Genomic DNA, 17,739 nt, shown 5'->3' with positions numbered 1-17,739 from the left:
AAGGTTTAAGCTACTTAAGTCGCCTTTAACGCTATACTGTTTTCCATAACGGCTTTACATAACAGCTAAAGCCAAGGCAAGTTCTATGCCTTTGAGTACGTTAAATCGATAAAGTTTACTGAGCAGTGTAATTTAGTGACATTGTACGCTTTTTCAAGCGCGGCACAAAAGCAAAACGTTACAAGTTATGTTCGATTTATTCGAATTTACAAAATTCGAATAATTTTCAATCAGTAAGCACGATCAAAGGGGCACTTAATACCACCTTTCCTAAAATAAGCGATAGTTCCCATAGGCAAATGGCATTGTTTTTGCGACAATCTTGTGAAATTCCTAACTATGCTGGTTGTTGTGCTTTTAAACGTAGTCATTTTTTTAGTTGGACTGATTGTACTTAGCTGGAGTGCAGACCGTTTTGTTTACGGTGCATCAGCGTTCGCCAAGAATATTGGTATGGCGCCCATGATGATAGGCTTAACCATTGTCGCAATGGGGTCGTCTGCACCTGAAATTGTGGTGTCAGCTGCGGCATCTATTAACGGTAATATGAATACCGCCGTAGGGAATGCATTAGGCTCAAATATTACCAATATTGCCCTTGTGCTTGGTATTACTGCACTAGTCAAACCGCTTCTTGTTGCGTCCTCTACGTTAAAGCGTGAACTCCCCGCCCTGCTTGTAATTACCATCATTGCCGTGGTTTTTCTTTTCGATGGCGAGCTTACTCATCTGGAAGGTATTATCCTTATTAGCCTCTTCGTGATTGTTTTAGGCCTAATGGGCTGGCTATCTATGAAAGTAGATAAAGAAGACCCGTTAGTAAGTGAGACAACAGATGAAATCCCTAACGATGTGCCCACCTCTTCCGCTGTTTTCTGGATTGTCGTTGGTCTAATACTGTTACCGTTAAGTGCACACTTCTTAGTGGGTTCAGCAGTAGAAATAGCCCAATACCTAGGCATGTCAGATTTAGTTATCGGCCTGACCATTATTGCGTTGGGCACAAGTTTACCCGAACTGGCTGCCAGCATTGCTGGCGTGCTTAAAGGGGAAGATGATTTAGCGTTAGGCAATATTATTGGTTCTAATATTTTTAACTTGCTTGCTGTATTAGGCATGCCTGGCCTAATAGCGCCTGGCACATTAGACCCCGATGTGTATAACCGCGATATGTTCGTTGTACTCGGGTTAACCCTATTGCTATTTTTGTTTAGTTTCACCTTAATGGGTAATCGACGAATAAGCCGAAGAAATGGCGGCTTATTGATTGCTTGCTTTATTGGTTATCAATTTTGGCTTTTTGCGTAATGTCACAAGAAAATAGCTTCATCACTTCAGCCAAGCGCGTTATAGAGATTGAAGCGCAGGCAATTTCAGCGCTTTCATCGCGTATGAACGATGATTTTGTTACCGCATGTAATTTATTACAAAACTGTGTGGGCAAAGTTGTCGTGTGTGGAATGGGTAAATCTGGGCATATCGGGCATAAGATAGCAGCAACGCTTGCCAGTACCGGAACACCTTCGTTTTTCATGCACCCAGGTGAAGCCAACCATGGCGACTTAGGCATGCTGAGTAAAGGTGATGTGCTACTCGCTATTTCTAATTCTGGTGAAACCGCAGAGCTAGTCAATTTACTGCCCATTGTGAAGCGGTTAAATGTGCCTGTTATAGCAATGACCAACAGCGTAACCAGTTCATTAGGACAGCACGCAGACGTGGTGTTGAATATCAGTGTAGAAAAAGAAGCGTGTTCTTTAGGCTTAGCACCTACCTCTAGTACCACCGCTACCTTGGTAATGGGTGACGCCCTTGCCGTGGCCCTACTTGATCGTAAAGGTTTTACCTCTGACGACTTTGCGCTTTCTCACCCGGGTGGCAGCTTAGGCAGAAAATTACTGCTGAAAGTGAGTGACATCATGCTAACTGGTAGCGAATTACCCTTGGTAGACGAAAACGCCTTGGTTGCCGAAGCACTATTGGAGATATCCAAAAAGGGGCTGGGTATGACCGGTGTTATCGATAGCGATGGCGTTTTAATTGGAATTTTCACCGATGGTGATTTACGTCGTATTTTAGATGCCCGCATAGACTTGCATACTGCCACGGTTACGCAGGTGATGACTAAAGGCGGTAAAACAACAACGCCTGAACAACTCGCCGTAGAAGCGCTAAATGTAATGGAAACTCATAAGATAAGTGCGCTTATGGTAACGGATGAAGCCCGCAAGCCTGTAGGCGCATTCAATATGCACATGCTACTTAAAGCGGGAGTTTTATAATGCGCGACACCCAAACAACCGTAAATACACTTTATACCGCTATGCCAACGGCGTTGTATTCCTCGTTAACACAAGTTCGATTATTAGTCTGTGATGTGGACGGTGTGTTTTCAGATGGCCGTATTTACCTTGGTAATGCTGGCGAAGAGTTAAAAGCATTTCATACCCGCGATGGCTATGGTGTTAAAGCGCTTGTGAATTCAGGTGTGGCAGTGGCGGTCATTACGGGCAGGCGCTCTGCCATTGTGGAAAATAGAATGAAAGCGCTGAATGTCGCACACATTGTGCAGGGTGAAGAAAATAAATCTGACGCCCTTGCTGAACTGATGGCTCGCTTATCACTTAAGCCCGAACATGTGGCGGTAGTTGGTGACGATATGCCTGATACGGGCATGTATCCTCACGCTAATGTAAGAATTGCGGTAAAAGACGCCCACCCTGTGGTTGCACAGCAAGCGAATTGGATCACCACGTTGCCCAGCGGCTTCGGGGCCGTTCGCGAAATATGTGACACCTTGCTTCAAGCAAACGACAAGCTACACGGAATTCAAGGTGCTAGCGTATGAAGGTATTAGGTTTTGACCGATTAGGCTTAAGTATTTCGGTGTTATTTATATTGGCATCCGCCCTGTATATTCCTATTTGGATGGACGAAGATCCTGCTCAGCAATCTGATCAAGGGCCGGACGCATTAAAGCCTGCATATAAAGCCAAAAACCTAACGACCACCTTATATAATCAAGAAGGACAGCTAAATCACAAAGTATTTGCAGCGTCGATGGAACATTACGACCAATTGGGCTTTGTTTTATTCCAAAAGCCCAGATATACATTGTATACCGACGATGCACAGTCACCGTGGGAAGTTACCGCGACAGAAGGCACTTTGTATAATAACGAATTGATACAGCTAGAAAATAATGTCGTTATTGAAAACCAAAGTGTCGATGACTTTGTAAGAACAATACGCACAGCGTTTATAGAGATAAACCTGTACACTAAGCAAATGACATCTGATCAGCCCGTGGAAATACGTGGCTTACAATATGTGATTAACAGCAATGGGTTTAACGCTAATTTGCGTACCCAGGAATACGAGTTAATAGACCATGTACAAACCATTTATTCGCCTAGCCACTAAAGCATTAGCGACCAGCCTCGCTGTTAGCCTATTCGCTACTGTGGCTATAGCGGCTGAAAGCGACTTTAACAAACCGATTAAAGTTGACTCGAAATCGCAATTCGTTGACGGTAAAAACAAAACCTCATTGTTTAAAGATGATGTGCGGATTACTCAAGGTTCTTTGGTGATAAATGCCGATGAAGTTGAAGTGATTGCCAGCGAAGGTGATGGACGAGAGATATTCGTGGCTCGCGGCAAACCAGCCAGCTATTCGCAAAAACTTGAAGACGGTGCTCCTGTCACAGCGAAGGCCAATGAAATTCGCTATGAAGTAGTAAATCGAACTATTTCTTTACAAGGAAATGCTGAGCTACAGCAAGACACCAGTAAAGTACAAGGCGACAAGATTACCTTCGACATGGTCACTGAACAATTACTTGCAACAGGCGGCGAAGACGGCGAAGGTGGCAGAGTCACTACCGTATTTACCCCTGAGGCAATACGTAAAGCGTCATCGAATAACGAAGACGATAAGGCGGACGACAATTAATCATGGCAACGTTGAGCGCACAGAGCCTTGCAAAGGCGTATAAAGCACGTCAAGTGGTTCGCGATGTAAGCTTATCAGTATCGACGGGGCAAATCGTTGGATTACTCGGCCCGAATGGTGCCGGTAAAACGACTACCTTCTACATGATTGTTGGCTTAGTTCCTCTAGATAAGGGCAAAATCAGTATTGATGACAGCGAATTAACCCACGAGCCCATGCACGAACGTGCTCGCCGCGGTATTGGGTATTTGCCGCAAGAAGCCTCTATTTTTAGAAAATTGACGGTGTTTGAGAACATCATGGCTATCTTGCAAACCCGTAAAGGGTTAAGTTCATCAGAACAAGAACAAGAAGCCGATGCGCTACTTGATGAATTTAATATCAACCATATACGTAATAGTACGGGTATGAGTTTATCCGGTGGTGAACGCCGCCGAGTAGAAATCGCACGAGCATTAGCAGCCGATCCGCAATTTATTTTGCTTGATGAGCCATTTGCTGGTGTTGATCCTATATCGGTTAATGATATAAAGAAGATCATTCAACATCTTCGTGACAGAGGAATTGGAATCCTCATCACCGATCACAACGTAAGAGAAACACTGGATGTGTGTGAGAAAGCGTATATTGTGAGCCAAGGCGAACTCATCGCGCAAGGGACGGCAGAACAAGTTTTAAGTAATCAGAAAGTAAGGGATGTATACCTAGGAGAACAATTCAGGCTATAGTTACTGTAACCGAATTGTCATTTTCAGTTTTAAGCACGGGTATATTCACAACAAGAGTTTAAAAATAAGACGTAGATGAAACCATCTTTACAGCTAAAGTTCAGTCAACAACTTACCATGACACCGCAGTTGCAGCAGGCAATCAAGCTGCTGCAGTTGTCTACGCTCGACCTGCAACAAGAGATTCAGGAAGCACTTGACTCAAACCCTCTTTTAGAAGTTGAAGAAGGCGGTGATGACCACCCTGTTGAGAAAAACAACATGGACGGCGACGACCCTTCTGTAGAAGCTGCTCCTACTGCTTCTAGCGATTCATTAGAAGCTGGTGACGCGCTTGAAAAGAACGATCTTCCCGACGAGTTGCCAATCGACAGCACATGGGATGAGTATTACTCGGCCTCTTCTGCCCCCGCTCCTGGCCCATCGAATAATGATGACGACCAATTGTTTCAGGGTGAAACCACCGACAATATTCAAGACCATTTGCTTTGGCAGATGCGCTTAACCCCGTTTTCAGATACAGACCGCGCCATTGCTACCGCCATTATCGACTCAATTGATGAATCTGGTTACCTTAACGTACCCATTGAACAGATTTTAGAATCGGTAAACTCTGACGATGTTGAAGAGTTGGTAGAAATGGACGAAGTTGAATGTGTACTAAAACGTATTCAAATGTTCGACCCTATTGGTTCAGGTTCACGTACACCGCAAGAATGTTTGCTCGTGCAGCTTCGCCAGTTCTCAGACGATACGCCATGGCTTACCGAAGCCAGACAGCTTATTAATGAGTACTCAGACCTGCTGAGCAGCAAAGATTACCGTACGTTAATGCGCAAGAGTCGTTTGAAAGAAGATCAACTTCGTGAAGCCATGCGCTTATTGCAAACGTTGAATCCTCGTCCTGGCAGTGCATTAATTACCAAAGAACCCGAATACGTTATTCCTGATGTTTCGGTAAACAAAAAGAATGGCCGTTGGGTGGTGGAACTTAACCCCGATAGCCTGCCTAAATTAAGCGTAAATCAACAATACGCTGCCATGAGCCGACGCTCTAAAAATAGCAGCGATTCGCAATTTATTCGCTCGCATATGCAAGAAGCCAAGTGGTTTATAAAAAGCCTTGAGTCAAGAAACGACACCTTGATGAAAGTAGCAAACTGTATTGTGCAGCAACAAATGGGCTTTTTCGAGCACGGCCCAGAAATGATGAAACCAATGGTGCTAAATGATGTCGCAGAAATGGTAGATATGCATGAATCCACCATTTCACGAGTCACCACGCAAAAGTATATGCATACCCCTCGTGGCATTTTCGAGTTGAAATATTTCTTCTCTAGCCATGTAGCAACGGAATCTGGTGGTGAGTGTTCATCTACCGCTATTCGCGCACTAATTAAAAAGCTTGTGGCAGCGGAAACGCCCAGCAAGCCATTAAGCGATAGCAAGATTGCTCAATTGTTGGCCGAAAAAGGCATTAAAGTAGCCCGGCGAACAATAGCAAAATACCGGGAATCGTTATCGATTCCGCCGTCAAACCAACGCAAAAGCCTTATTTAAAGGCCTTGATAATTTAAGGAAGACGAAATATGCAAATCAACCTTACCGGTCATCATGTCGAAATTACTGATTCTTTGCGTAGCTATGTCGATACTAAGTTCAGCAAACTAGAGCGTCACTTTGATCACATATCTAATGTGCATGTCATCCTGAACGTCGAAAAACTCAATCAAAAAGCCGAAGCCACCATGCACCTTAGCGGCGCAGAAGTGTTTGCTTCATCTCATAATACAGACATGTATGCGGCGATAGACAGCATGATCGACAAACTCGACAGGCAAGTTATCAAGCATAAGGAAAAGCTGAAAAAGCACTAAATATTAGTATGGAAATTCAAGCCATAGTAAGTTTGGACCGCACCGAGTGTGCGGTTCAATGTAACAGTAAAAAACGTATTCTAGAGATTATTAGCGACATTGCTGCTAAAAATAATCCCGACATCGATCAGGCTAGTGTATTAAATAGTCTACTAACCCGTGAACGAATGGGGAGTACGGGTATTGGCAATGGTATTGCTCTGCCCCACGGTCGATTACCGGGCTTAGAACACGTTATCGCCATTATTGTAACCAGCAACCCTGCCATCGATTTTGATGCGCTTGACGATCAGCCCGTAGATATATTCTTTGCCCTATTAGTGCCAGAAGAGAAAACAGAAGGTCACTTACAAACACTCGCTACCGTGGCGGGTAAGCTAAGTGATAAAGAAACGGTGAAAGCCATTAGGCGGGCCTCCACCAGTGATGACATCATTACGGCTTTAAGCTAAAAAAGCACTGCACCATATTTTAAAAGGGAGAAATGCAGGTGAAACTGATTATTATCAGTGGTCGATCCGGTTCAGGAAAATCAGTTGCGCTACGTGCCCTTGAAGATTTAGGTTACTATTGCGTAGATAATATTCCGGTTAACCTTCTCCCTACTCTGACCCATACCGTGGTTGATGAATATGACCAAGTTGCGGTAAGTATCGATGTAAGAAACCTACCCAAAAATCCAGCGGACTTGGTAGAGATCTTAGATTACCTACCCTCATCGTGGTCTATGACCATTGTGTACATCGACGCGAGTGACGATGTACTGGTGAAGCGTTTCAGCGAAACCCGCCGATTACATCCGCTAGCTAAGCTCAACAAATCTTTATCTGAATCGATAAAAGCCGAATCAGACTTACTTGCGCCTATTGTTGAGCGCGCCGATTTGTATATTGATACGGATAAACTCACTATTCATCAACTCGCAGAGCTTATTCGCGAGCGAATTCTAGGCAAGAAAAGCTCTCGCCTAGTATTGGTGTTTGAATCGTTTGGCTTTAAGCACGGTATCCCCAAAGACGCCGACTATGTATTTGACGCCCGCTTTCTCCCCAACCCGCATTGGGAACCCGATTTAAAACACTTAACTGGCTTAGATGCCCCCGTAGAAGTATTTTTAGGTTCCCAGCCTGTTGTAACCAAATTTATTTGGCAAATTCAGAACCTAATCACTACATGGCTGCCACACTTAGAACGCAATAACCGTAGTTATGTCACCATTGCGATTGGTTGTACCGGCGGTCAGCACCGCTCAGTATTTATTGCTCAATCGTTAGCGAAAACCTTTGGCGAAATGCATCCCGATGTACAAATTCGCCACCGCGAGTTAAATCAGTAATGACAATCGAAAAAACACTTACCATAGTCAATAAATTGGGCTTACACGCCCGCGCTGCCACACAGTTGGTTCAATTAGCCAATCAATTTGACGCAAAAATAGTGTTGGTGAAGGGCGATAAGAAAGCCGATGCTAACAGTGTGCTGGGCTTAATGATGCTGGAAAGCCACCAATGTGAACAGGTAAACGTTGTGGTTGAAGGTAATGATGCCGAAGCGGCATTAAACGCCATTGAAACGTTAATTGAAGGCCGTTTCAACGAAGACGAATAATGCAGCTTCCAATACGACTGAGAAATTCTGCTAAAAGCCGTCTATAATTTCACCATACGGCTCGTAATTGTCTGTACCTACTGCGCTTTTGTCATGACAGCGTCATGGCAAGTGCGATATCCTACCATTATTGAAATTCCATTTTTTAGGCGAAAGCAGTGGCAGAAGCGCTGGTCTCAAAATACGTACAAAGCCAACTAAGGGCACTAAATGGCGCGTTGAATAATGGCCAATTTGTTTCTGTACGTAAGCTTCTGCTTGAATTACCCCCATCTGATGTTGCACACATTCTAGAATCTAGCCCCAGTCGTACTCGTGACGAGTTGTGGGAGCTTATCGATGGTGATTTCCATGGTGATATTTTAGAAGAACTCTCTGACGATGTACGTAACGGTATCATCACCAAAATGCTGCCTGCAAACGTGGTAGACGCGTTAGAAGAGATGGATACCGATGACTTAGCGGTTACCCTTAGTAGTCTGCCTGAGCCTGTATTACAGGACATTCTAGACTCTATGGATGCACAAGACAGGGTGCGTGCTGAACAGGCATTGTCTTACGGCGAAGAAACTGCCGGTTTCATTATGAATACCGACACCATCACACTTCGCCCTGATGTCACCATTGATGTGGTCCTTCGTTATATTCGCCTTAAAGGTGAATTACCTGAAAATACCGATACCTTTTATGTAGTAAACCGTACTGATAACTTAGTCGGTATTGTACCGGTAACGCGATTACTCACCGCTGAGACTGAAGCCAAAGTGTCTGATGTGATGGATGAAGAGTCTGAAGCGATTCCTGTGCATATGCCAGATGATGAAGTGGCGAGCTTATTCGAGCGCTATAACTGGCTATCGGCCCCCGTGGTTGATGAGAAACACCGCTTAGTCGGCCGAATTACCATTGATGACGTGGTAGATATTATTCGTGAGGACGCTGAGCACTCCATGATGAGTATGGCGGGTTTAGATGATGACGAAGATACTTTCGCCCCTGTGCTTCAAAGTACCAAACGACGCTCCGTTTGGTTGGCTGTAAACCTGGTTACCGCGCTAATGGCAGCCATGGTAAGTGATTTGTTTGAAGCAACGCTAAGCCAATTGGCCGTACTTGCCATATTGAACACCATAGTACCAAGCATGGGCGGTGTTGCCGGAAACCAAACCCTTACCTTGGTTATTCGTGGTATGGCACTGGGGCACGTTAATGCCAACAACTCCCGCTGGTTAATAAGCAAAGAGATATCTATTGGCTTCTTAAACGGTGCTATTTGGGCAATCTTAATTGCTTCGGTAATAGCGCTTTGGAAACAAGACTACATGTTAGGGATTATTATTGCCTTTGCCATGCTGGTTAACATGATAGCCGCAGCAATGGCAGGCGCTACTTTGCCGCTCATCATGAAGCGTTTGAAAATAGACCCTGCACTAGCAGGAAGCGTAATTCTGACCACCATCACTGATGTGGTGGGTATATTTGCATTTTTAGGTACTGCGACCCTGTTTTTAATGTAATGCCGCGACAATCGTGTAGGCGTTGTTCTAATGCTATTTAGCTTGGCATCATGATGAACGCCACCACATCGTTTTGATAATCACCGGTTGTTTTGTACTCTCTATACCCTTTAGACGCGGCAATACCAATTGCGTATTTCTTACCTTGGTAATTTGTAATTCGAGAGTCTTTCTCGCCGTTTTTTAAACCTAAAAGTGTGTCGTCTATCTCGATAACGTCCCCCACCTGCTGAGGGCTACCTTCGGTAGCAGAAATAATCATCCCATCACGCTGGCAAAACATGCCAAAACACCCGGTTACAGTATGCCCACTTTCATCTTTAGGTAGCGAGTCGTCTAACATTTCAGTGAATTGTGGCCCACTGTCAAACACAATTCCCATACCGCCAACTACGTTGTTTTGTTCTAAACTGGTGATTGATGCGTTGTAGATGTAGGTGTGCTTATTATCGTACTGCGCGCTAGGAACAAATTTCGACACGGAATATTTTTGTGAATCTGTACAACTCAACGCATCTATAGCGCCGCTCTGTGTATCGACTTTGTCTCCAATGACTGACGCATGGTCTTTGTTAGATACCGCGACAATAATGCCATTTTTGTCATAAACGTATAAATTGGTGTAAACCGTGTATAGGTCATTAATGTAACCAAGAATATTTGAAATTTCTTGCTGAGCATCAGGCCCTACGGTGGGAAGTTGCAAGTACTGTCGAAACACAGTGGTAAGCGCCCACCAGCGACAATCGTTCGCTCTCTCGTACAGATTTCTGTCCATAATATCTACTGCTAAGCTTGCGCAAAACCTTACGTCACCAAGCCGTGCGCTTATCACTGTAGATTGTAGGTTATCGATAGAGTCAGAAAAGATTAACGCGATACTCTCACCGGTCGATTTGATCTCAGAAAGTACAGGCATGAATTCAACAGCATTATTACGCGCTGCTGCAATAATGCCATTCAATACCACTAAACTCAGATCGTCATTGATTAACATCGACGTTTTGAATATTTGCTTTAAATCATCAGAAAAGAGTTGAGAATTGAGTAACTGACAAGAGTCTGTTTGAGGTTTTCCAGTTTCTTTTGAATGCTTAAAAGCATCGTTGAGTGGCGTCATAGCTACACCCTGCCAAGATAAACCTTTAAAACCTTGGTATCCCTTAGTTTCCGACGTTGTAGATATATAGCTTTTATTTTTTATGGTGATTAAATCAGGAGACCCACTGTTAGGTATTTTTTCACCCACTTTAAACTTTTGTGAATGGCTAGTTGCCATGACTTCTCTGCTTTCAGACAAAATCATAATACTACTGGCGGCACGTTCAGATTGTAAGTTGCTAAAAATTGACTGCATTTCATCGTCAAATTTGAAGCATAGACAAAGAACACCTAGTGCTTTGGCATCTTTTTCGTTACTTTCCTTAATGACACACGAATAAATTAATGAATTGCGCTTGTGAGGCTGAAGATCTGAATAACGAAAAGTTTCTGTATAGTCATCTGTAGACGCCAAGGTTTTTGAAATTAGCGGATCTTCGCTAAATTCAATTGAGCTATCAATATCCAAATTAGCCTTAACCCGCCCCTGGGTATCGAGAAGAACAATCTCATCATATACGCTATATTTTTTTACGTATTCCGCTAAACGGTGGCGAATATTTTCAATGTCTTCGACTTGCCTATCGGTGTGAAGCAAGAAAGCTCGGATATCATCATCAGTAGCCAAAAAGCCTACATCGGCAGTACGCTCAAACAAATTTCTAATCAGAATATCGATAGCGACTTGAGATTTATTATGATCGTCAGCCAAACGCTTCAATAAATGCTCTTTCATCAGGTTTTGAATGAGCCGACCTTGTAACTCAGAAAATTTCTCTTTGGTGCTAAGCATTTCTTCCAAAATGCTATCAGATACATTATGGCTGTTGATTTTACCTATCAGCGATATTTTCCCCCACCAATGGTTCAAATCATCAAACCTATCGTTGTAATTATTGATAAGTGGAATTGCCGCTTGTAATTTTTGTCGGTTATTTGAAAGTAACTGTTCCAATACTGCACTGCCTATTATTTTTATTTTATGACAAATAGTTTTTGTGCTTGAAGAACGAATTTTCTCTTACAAGGTTGTGGTTAGTCGTATATTTTGCGTTTGACTTTACAAGGTGTAATGCACTTTTTTACCTTCCCAGTATATTTGCGACAATGCAATACAATCGGCTTACACCTTTAGTTTAATATTACAGCAATCCTGCAGGTACCTGCCTATCGTGGCTCCATTGCTTAGGTGACTGTCCATACAACCGTTTAAACTCGCGGCTAAATTGCGATGTACTTACATATCCTACATCCATTGCAGCTTCATTTACGGTCATCCCACCTACAATTTTCATTGCAGCCGTGTTCAGGCGCATAGACTTTACGAACTGAATGGGCGACAAACTTGTGGCTTGCTTGAACTTTCGATGGAATACCGCACGGCTCATGTTCACATGAGACGCCACTTCATCTATTGTGATTGGCTTGTCTAAACGGCTTGATAAATAGTGAATGGCGCGGGCAATCTCATTATCTACACCAAACGCTCTACTTGCCGACGCTCCAGCATTGCCCTTTAAAATAGCGTAGTACACTTCCCGTAAACGACTTTCACCTAGGATCGCGGTATCCGCAGCACTCTGGGTTAACTGTAATATTCTATATAGCGCCTCGGAAAAACACTCATCCCACGAAGAAAGTACGATACTTGGAGGAAGGGCACTACTGCGAGGCTGACGTGTTACCCCCGTCGCGCGCTCATATTCCATTGTAACCTCCGTCATCATCGGGGGCTCTAGCGCAATAGACACCCCTAGCAAGGGGTTCTCTTTAGATGCGTTAGGGGTTCCTGCTTCTACAGGCATAGACATACAACAGCACATATACTGTTCGGCGTCATAAACATAAGACTTTCCATCAACAATGGCTTCTTTTGTGCCACTGACTATAGCAATAACAGCAGGCTCATAGATGGCTGGTGAACACCTTACCCCTTCTGTAACTCGAAACAGTCGTACCCCTTTAACGCCGGTCTCAAACAGGCCATCTTCCGTAAGCTTACTTTCAATTAGTTGCTTTAATTTTTGCTTAAACATAGTACCGCCCAAGCTACTTCACCGATATTAGGGGGCGAAAAAACGCCTATTATCCCGCCCTATATATCAAAATACCCGTTTAATTATTGTGACTTGGTTGTTCCAAAACAGAGTGATATTTAGTCAAGAGTTTTTCGAAAGAGTCACTCCTAATTTTCCAAGTACCCTCTTCCTTTTTAAAACTCCATTTATTGTAATCCGTTCCTGGATCTACCATTTCACCTGACTCATTGACAGTAAGATTAAGTGCTATTCTTATTGAAGCAGCGTCGTCATTGTGCATTCTCAGCGTTCTTATCGTTTTAATAGTAACACTAAGCTTTTTACAGAACCTCTCTAGCGCACCTAGCCGCATTTCGAAAAGCCGCGTTACATCGGCATCAAAAGATAATTGCTCTTGACTAATGTACGTTGACGCTTCGTCGATATCACATCGATTATATGCACCAATATAATTTTCGATTATTGGCCTAAACTCGCGATTAAGTATTTTGTTTTCCAGCGCTAATTCGGCCTGGCGCTCTTTTTCGGCGATGCTAGATTGATACCACGCGAAAGCCGTTGCACATAGGACGAAGACAATAATTAAACCCAATAGAACCTTTAAAATTTTCATAGTAGTTATTATTCTTTTATTAGTTTATTAAACAATATCTATTAGAACGCAAAGCTAAAGGGAAGTGCAAGGGAAACACTAGAACAACGGGGGGGAAATAAGCTGACTTCCTGCTAAGGCAGCAGGAAGTCAGAATGCTTATTTAATCACTTTTAAGGTGGGTTTTCCCTTTTTAGGGGGAACGGGTGCATCTGTATTATCCGACGCGTCTACGTCTTCAATAGATGCTGGCCCAGTGGCTTGAGGTTCAGATGGCTTACTTGTTTTGGCCATCTCCTCTTCGGTTGCAAATACAGTACCGGCGCCATTTTCACGCGCATAAATCGCCATAATAGCTTCGCTAGGCATGCTTAATCTTCTTGGTTGGCCACCAAAACGAGCTTGAAAAGAAAGCCCGGTTAAGTCCAACGAAAAGTTAACACACGCACTAGGCGACACGTTTAAAACGATTTGCCCGTCCTTAACAAACTCTAAAGGCACTTCCACCATTTCATTCGTTGCATCAACAACAATGTATGGGGTGAGATCGTTGTCCACTATCCATTCGTAAAAGGCCCTCAAAAGGTAGGGCTGATTAGACGTCATAGATGTCATAGTGGGTTATGGATCTCGCGCTCTTGATCGGTTAGCGATGCTTTAAATGAACTGCGAGAGAAGATACGGTTCATGTAGGCATTAATTTCTTTACTACCTGCGCCATTAAGCTCAATACCTAAAGCAGGTAAGCGCCATAATAACGGAGCAAGATAACAATCAACTAAGCTGAATTCTTCGCTCATGAAGTAAGGCAATTCACCAAACACAGGTGCTAATGCAAGTAGCGCTTCACGTAAGTCGTTACGCGCAGCTTCAACATTACCTTCGCCACGGAAGATACGAGCTGCTAACGAATACCAGTCTTGTTCGATGCGATGCATCATAAGACGACTTTGGCCACGAGATACCGGATAAACTGGCATAAGTGGTGGATGCGGGAAACGCTCATCAAGGTATTCCATGATGATATGCGATTTATAAAGCACCAGTTCACGATCAACAAGAGTTGGAACGGTTCCGTAAGGGTTTAACTCCAACAGATCCTCTGACAGATTGCTAGGATCTGTGTAGCTTATTTCAACACCCACACCTTTTTCTGCCAACACAATACGCACCTGATGGCTGTAAATATCAATTGTGTCAGAGAACAACGTCATAATAGAACGTTTATTCGCGGCTACGGCCATTCAATTTCCTCCGTCGAGAAACTAGTTATGCCCACTAAATCGGGCGAAATTCAAATACTAAAAAAGGGGGCGAGAAGCCCCCTTTGCTATTATACATAATTCTGTGCGATTAGTGCACTTCTCGCCAGTATTCTTTCTTCAGCAAGTAAACAAATACAAACAGTACGGCAATGAAGATAAGAACCCATTTACCGATACGGTGTGAATCTAGCTTAGCTGGCTCACCGGTATACTCTAAGAAGTTAACAATATCGGCAACAGCTTGGTCGTACTCATCTGGAGACATTGAACCTGTACCATCAGATTTAATACCTACATATTGTTCAACCATTTCACCGTCGACCATAACTTCTTCGTGCATTTCAGTTGGTGTACCTTGCAAAGGTTGAAGCACATGCGGCATACCCACTTCTGGGAATACTTTATTGTTCACACCAAATGGACGACTCTCATCTACGTAGAAAGAACGTAGATAAGTGTAAATCCAATCTTCACCACGAACACGAGCTACAAGAGTCAAGTCTGGTGGCGCAGCACCAAACCAACCAGCCGCTGCGTCTTCAGGCATTGCACGAGTAATGTAGTCAGCAACCTTTTCGCCGGTAAACTGAAGGTTTTCTTGACCTAACTCGTCAGGAATACCTAAATCGGCAAACGTACGCTGATAACGCTGATACTTCATTGAGTGACAACCTAAGCAGTAGTTCATGAACAACTGCGCACCACGTTGCAACGAGGCCTTATCGGTTAGGTCGATAGGTGCCTTATCTAGATGCACACTACCACCAGCGGCTAACGCTACACCCGGTAGAAAAAATGCTAAAAAGCACATCAATTTTTTCATTAGGCAATCCTCTCTGGCACAGGCTTAGTTTTCTCGTTACGGCTGTATAGGAACAACAACACGAAGAAACCAAAGTACATAACGGTCGCGATTTGCGACGCAACAATCTTCCAGTTTTCTTGAGGTGTAGCACCTAAGTAACCTAAGAAAACGAATACAATTGCGAACACAATAAGGTTTACTGTGTGTAAACCACAACGATAGCGCCACGATTTAACACGACCGCGATCTATCCATGGTAAAGCAAACAAGGCTGCAATAGCACCAAACATAGCAAGTACACCAATTAGCTTATCAGGTACTGCCTTAAGGATGGCGTAGAACGGCGTGAAGTACCAAACAGGGAAGATATGTGCAGGTGTTTTCAACGGGTTCGCAATTTCGAAGTTAGGATGCTCAAGGAACTTACCGCCCATTTCAGGTGCGAAGAACAAGATATAAGTGAACAAGGCTAAGAAAATACAGAACGCTACTAAGTCTTTCAGCACCATGTGCGGGAAGAATGGCAAGATGTCATCAGCGATATCATACTTGCTTGTGTAGTACTCATGGATTTGGAATTTAGTCTTTTCTGACTCAGGTAACGAGCCTTTCTTATGCTTAATCGCAATACCGTCTGGGTTGTTTGAACCCACTTCGTGTAGCGCAATAATGTGTAAGAACACTAAAATAACAATAACCAACGGCAATGCAATAACGTGCAATGCGAAGAATCGGTTTAGGGTAGCACCCGAGATTACATAGTCACCTTGTAACCAGATAACTAAGTCTGGACCTACAACAGGAATTGCACCAAATAGCGATACGATTACCTGTGCACCCCAGTAAGACATTTGTCCCCAAGGCAATACATAACCCATGAAGGCTTCAGCCATTAGTGCAAGGTAGATGAACATACCAAACACCCAAAGCAATTCACGAGGCTTTTGGTAAGAACCGTAAATCATGCCACGGAACATATGCAGATATACCACAATGAAGAACGCTGAAGCGCCTGTACTGTGCATATAGCGGATAATCCATCCGTAATCAATTTCACGCATGATGTATTCAACAGACGCGAACGCACCTTCAGAAGTCGGTACGAAGTTCATTGTTAACCAGATTCCAGTAATAATTTGGTTAACTAAAACGATGGTAGCCAAGAATCCAAACACGTACCAAAAGTTCATGTTCTTAGGCGCTGGGTATTGGATGGCGTGCATATTCGCCACACGCATAATTGGAATACGCGCTTCAATCCACTCTAAAAAAGCATTCATATTACACAGCCTCCGCTTCTGAGCCGAGGATGATGTTTGTGTCATCTACGAACTGGTAAGGCGGAACAACAAGGTTCAACGGCGCAGGTACATTTTGGAATACACGACCAGCCATATCAAACTTAGAACCGTGACATGGGCAGAAGAAACCGTCTGGAACCCCTTCAACCACTTCTTCGAAAGCGCCATCTTTAAGGTGCTGCGGTGAGCAACCTAGATGCGTACAAATACCGACTAAGATAAGGTACTCTTCTTTCATAGAACGGAAACGGTTCTGGGCAAACGTAGGTTGTTGCTCTGCTTCAGAGTTAGGATCTTTCAGTTTATCTTCGTGAGTGCTCAATTCTTCAAGAATTTCAGGAGTACGACGAACAATCCATACAGGCTTGCTTCGCCACATCACACGCACTAGCTGTCCAGGTTCAATCCCGCTGATATCTACTTCAACGTCAGCACCGGCCGCTTTCGCTTTGGCACTTGGATTCCAGGACGCAATAAAAGGCACTGCCGCTCCAACAACACCTACACCACCAACTACCGACGTGGCAACGGTCAAAAACCGACGACGGGTGTTGTTTTCTGGCTGGTTATCATTGTGTGCAGACTCTGTTGCATCTACAGATACATTGCTCATCCACATTTCTCCAGGTTCGGATAATTATGATGTATAACCCTAACTTTTACTGGTTTTATCACGTTAGGATCGTCCATCATATGGCTTGTCATGAAGTTAACTCAAAGGCACTTATGTGCTCATTCGAGAATTCACTAAAGTTTCGTCAAATTTCGACCGCAAATGATAAAAGAAAAGCCCTTATAAACACAAGGTTTTACTGGTATTTAAGCAATAAATTAATCTGAGGCCACTGTTAAGAATTAGTGAGTGATTGGAATAAAATCAAGAATTTGACCGAAATTCGGTCAAATCCCTTTGTTATATTAAAACATTGTTATAAACCTTCGACCCAGTAG

20 protein-coding genes are annotated in these 17,739 nt (G+C 43.6%); 12 read left to right on the top strand and 8 right to left on the bottom strand.

Annotated elements, in window-relative coordinates; translation table 11 throughout:
* Positions 1-351: 351 nt before the first annotated feature.
* From AAC006_RS03945 to mgtE, 12 genes are all read left to right on the top strand, one after another.
* Positions 352-1,308: a calcium/sodium antiporter gene (locus tag AAC006_RS03945; protein WP_126872533.1), complete on the top strand. Its 957-nt coding sequence runs from the start codon at positions 352-354 to the stop codon at positions 1,306-1,308.
* Positions 1,308-2,282, top strand: a complete 975-nt coding sequence (locus AAC006_RS03940; protein ID WP_126872500.1) for a KpsF/GutQ family sugar-phosphate isomerase — start codon at positions 1,308-1,310, stop codon at positions 2,280-2,282. Before AAC006_RS03945 ends, AAC006_RS03940 begins: the two co-directional genes overlap by 1 nt.
* A complete protein-coding gene (gene kdsC / locus AAC006_RS03935) occupies positions 2,282-2,848 on the top strand; it encodes a 3-deoxy-manno-octulosonate-8-phosphatase KdsC (protein WP_126872499.1) in 567 nt (188 codons plus the stop codon). Before AAC006_RS03940 ends, kdsC begins: the two co-directional genes overlap by 1 nt.
* A complete protein-coding gene (gene lptC, locus AAC006_RS03930) occupies positions 2,845-3,423 on the top strand; it encodes an LPS export ABC transporter periplasmic protein LptC (RefSeq protein WP_013785357.1) in 579 nt (192 codons plus the stop codon). The genes kdsC and lptC overlap by 4 nt, the downstream gene beginning before the upstream one ends.
* Positions 3,392-3,955, top strand: coding sequence for a lipopolysaccharide transport periplasmic protein LptA (gene lptA, locus AAC006_RS03925; protein ID WP_126872498.1), 564 nt, complete (start codon positions 3,392-3,394; stop codon positions 3,953-3,955). The genes lptC and lptA overlap by 32 nt, the downstream gene beginning before the upstream one ends.
* Positions 3,956-3,957: 2 nt before the next feature.
* Positions 3,958-4,683, top strand: a complete 726-nt coding sequence (lptB, locus tag AAC006_RS03920; protein ID WP_013785359.1) for an LPS export ABC transporter ATP-binding protein — start codon at positions 3,958-3,960, stop codon at positions 4,681-4,683.
* Positions 4,684-4,758: 75 nt separating this feature from the next.
* Positions 4,759-6,243, top strand: a complete 1,485-nt coding sequence (locus tag AAC006_RS03915; RefSeq protein ID WP_339890720.1) for an RNA polymerase factor sigma-54 — start codon at positions 4,759-4,761, stop codon at positions 6,241-6,243.
* A 29-nt stretch (positions 6,244-6,272) separates the two neighbouring features.
* Positions 6,273-6,560, top strand: a complete 288-nt coding sequence (gene hpf / locus AAC006_RS03910; RefSeq protein WP_013785361.1) for a ribosome hibernation promoting factor — start codon at positions 6,273-6,275, stop codon at positions 6,558-6,560.
* 8 nt (positions 6,561-6,568) lie between these two features.
* Positions 6,569-7,012 (top strand): PTS IIA-like nitrogen regulatory protein PtsN, encoded by a 444-nt coding sequence (gene ptsN / locus AAC006_RS03905; RefSeq protein WP_013785362.1) that lies wholly within the window; start codon positions 6,569-6,571, stop codon positions 7,010-7,012.
* A gap of 38 nt (positions 7,013-7,050) precedes the next feature.
* Entirely contained in the window at positions 7,051-7,896 is an 846-nt protein-coding gene (gene rapZ, locus AAC006_RS03900) for an RNase adapter RapZ (protein ID WP_041453031.1), read from the top strand.
* Positions 7,896-8,168: an HPr family phosphocarrier protein gene (locus AAC006_RS03895; RefSeq protein ID WP_339890717.1), complete on the top strand. Its 273-nt coding sequence runs from the start codon at positions 7,896-7,898 to the stop codon at positions 8,166-8,168. The genes rapZ and AAC006_RS03895 overlap by 1 nt, the downstream gene beginning before the upstream one ends.
* Positions 8,169-8,326: 158 nt before the next feature.
* Positions 8,327-9,685: a magnesium transporter gene (mgtE, locus tag AAC006_RS03890; RefSeq protein WP_013785365.1), complete on the top strand. Its 1,359-nt coding sequence runs from the start codon at positions 8,327-8,329 to the stop codon at positions 9,683-9,685.
* Between the two features lie 37 nt (positions 9,686-9,722).
* On the opposite strand, the gene AAC006_RS03885 is transcribed toward mgtE, so the two are convergent.
* The 8 genes from AAC006_RS03885 to petA all read right to left on the bottom strand — a co-directional run bounded on the left by AAC006_RS03885 (position 9,723) and on the right by petA (position 17,401).
* Positions 9,723-11,741, bottom strand: a complete 2,019-nt coding sequence (locus AAC006_RS03885; protein ID WP_339890715.1) for a hypothetical protein — start codon at positions 11,739-11,741, stop codon at positions 9,723-9,725.
* 187 nt (positions 11,742-11,928) lie between these two features.
* Positions 11,929-12,822, bottom strand: coding sequence for an AraC family transcriptional regulator (locus tag AAC006_RS03880; protein ID WP_126872496.1), 894 nt, complete (start codon positions 12,820-12,822; stop codon positions 11,929-11,931).
* Between the two features lie 79 nt (positions 12,823-12,901).
* Positions 12,902-13,438, bottom strand: coding sequence for a hypothetical protein (locus AAC006_RS03875; protein WP_126872495.1), 537 nt, complete (start codon positions 13,436-13,438; stop codon positions 12,902-12,904).
* Between the two features lie 138 nt (positions 13,439-13,576).
* Positions 13,577-14,032: a ClpXP protease specificity-enhancing factor gene (locus tag AAC006_RS03870; protein WP_126872494.1), complete on the bottom strand. Its 456-nt coding sequence runs from the start codon at positions 14,030-14,032 to the stop codon at positions 13,577-13,579.
* Complete coding sequence (sspA, locus tag AAC006_RS03865; RefSeq protein WP_013785368.1) at positions 14,029-14,661, bottom strand: stringent starvation protein SspA; 633 nt, start codon at positions 14,659-14,661, stop codon at positions 14,029-14,031. The genes AAC006_RS03870 and sspA overlap by 4 nt, the downstream gene beginning before the upstream one ends.
* A 109-nt stretch (positions 14,662-14,770) precedes the next feature.
* A complete protein-coding gene (locus tag AAC006_RS03860) occupies positions 14,771-15,505 on the bottom strand; it encodes a cytochrome c1 (protein WP_126872493.1) in 735 nt (244 codons plus the stop codon).
* Positions 15,505-16,767: a cytochrome bc complex cytochrome b subunit gene (locus AAC006_RS03855; RefSeq protein WP_126872492.1), complete on the bottom strand. Its 1,263-nt coding sequence runs from the start codon at positions 16,765-16,767 to the stop codon at positions 15,505-15,507. The genes AAC006_RS03860 and AAC006_RS03855 overlap by 1 nt, the downstream gene beginning before the upstream one ends.
* A 1-nt stretch (position 16,768) precedes the next feature.
* Positions 16,769-17,401 carry a ubiquinol-cytochrome c reductase iron-sulfur subunit gene (petA, locus tag AAC006_RS03850; protein WP_013785371.1) on the bottom strand — a complete coding sequence of 211 codons (633 nt, stop codon included), beginning with the start codon at positions 17,399-17,401 and terminating at the stop codon, positions 16,769-16,771.
* Positions 17,402-17,739: the final 338 nt, after the last annotated feature.

The sequence above is a fragment of the uncultured Alteromonas sp. genome (assembly GCF_963976965.1).
In the GTDB taxonomy this organism is placed as follows: Bacteria; Pseudomonadota; Gammaproteobacteria; order Enterobacterales; family Alteromonadaceae; genus Alteromonas; species Alteromonas naphthalenivorans.
Note: the sequence above shows the minus strand (reverse complement) of the source record. Positions and strands in the feature narration are given on the sequence as shown.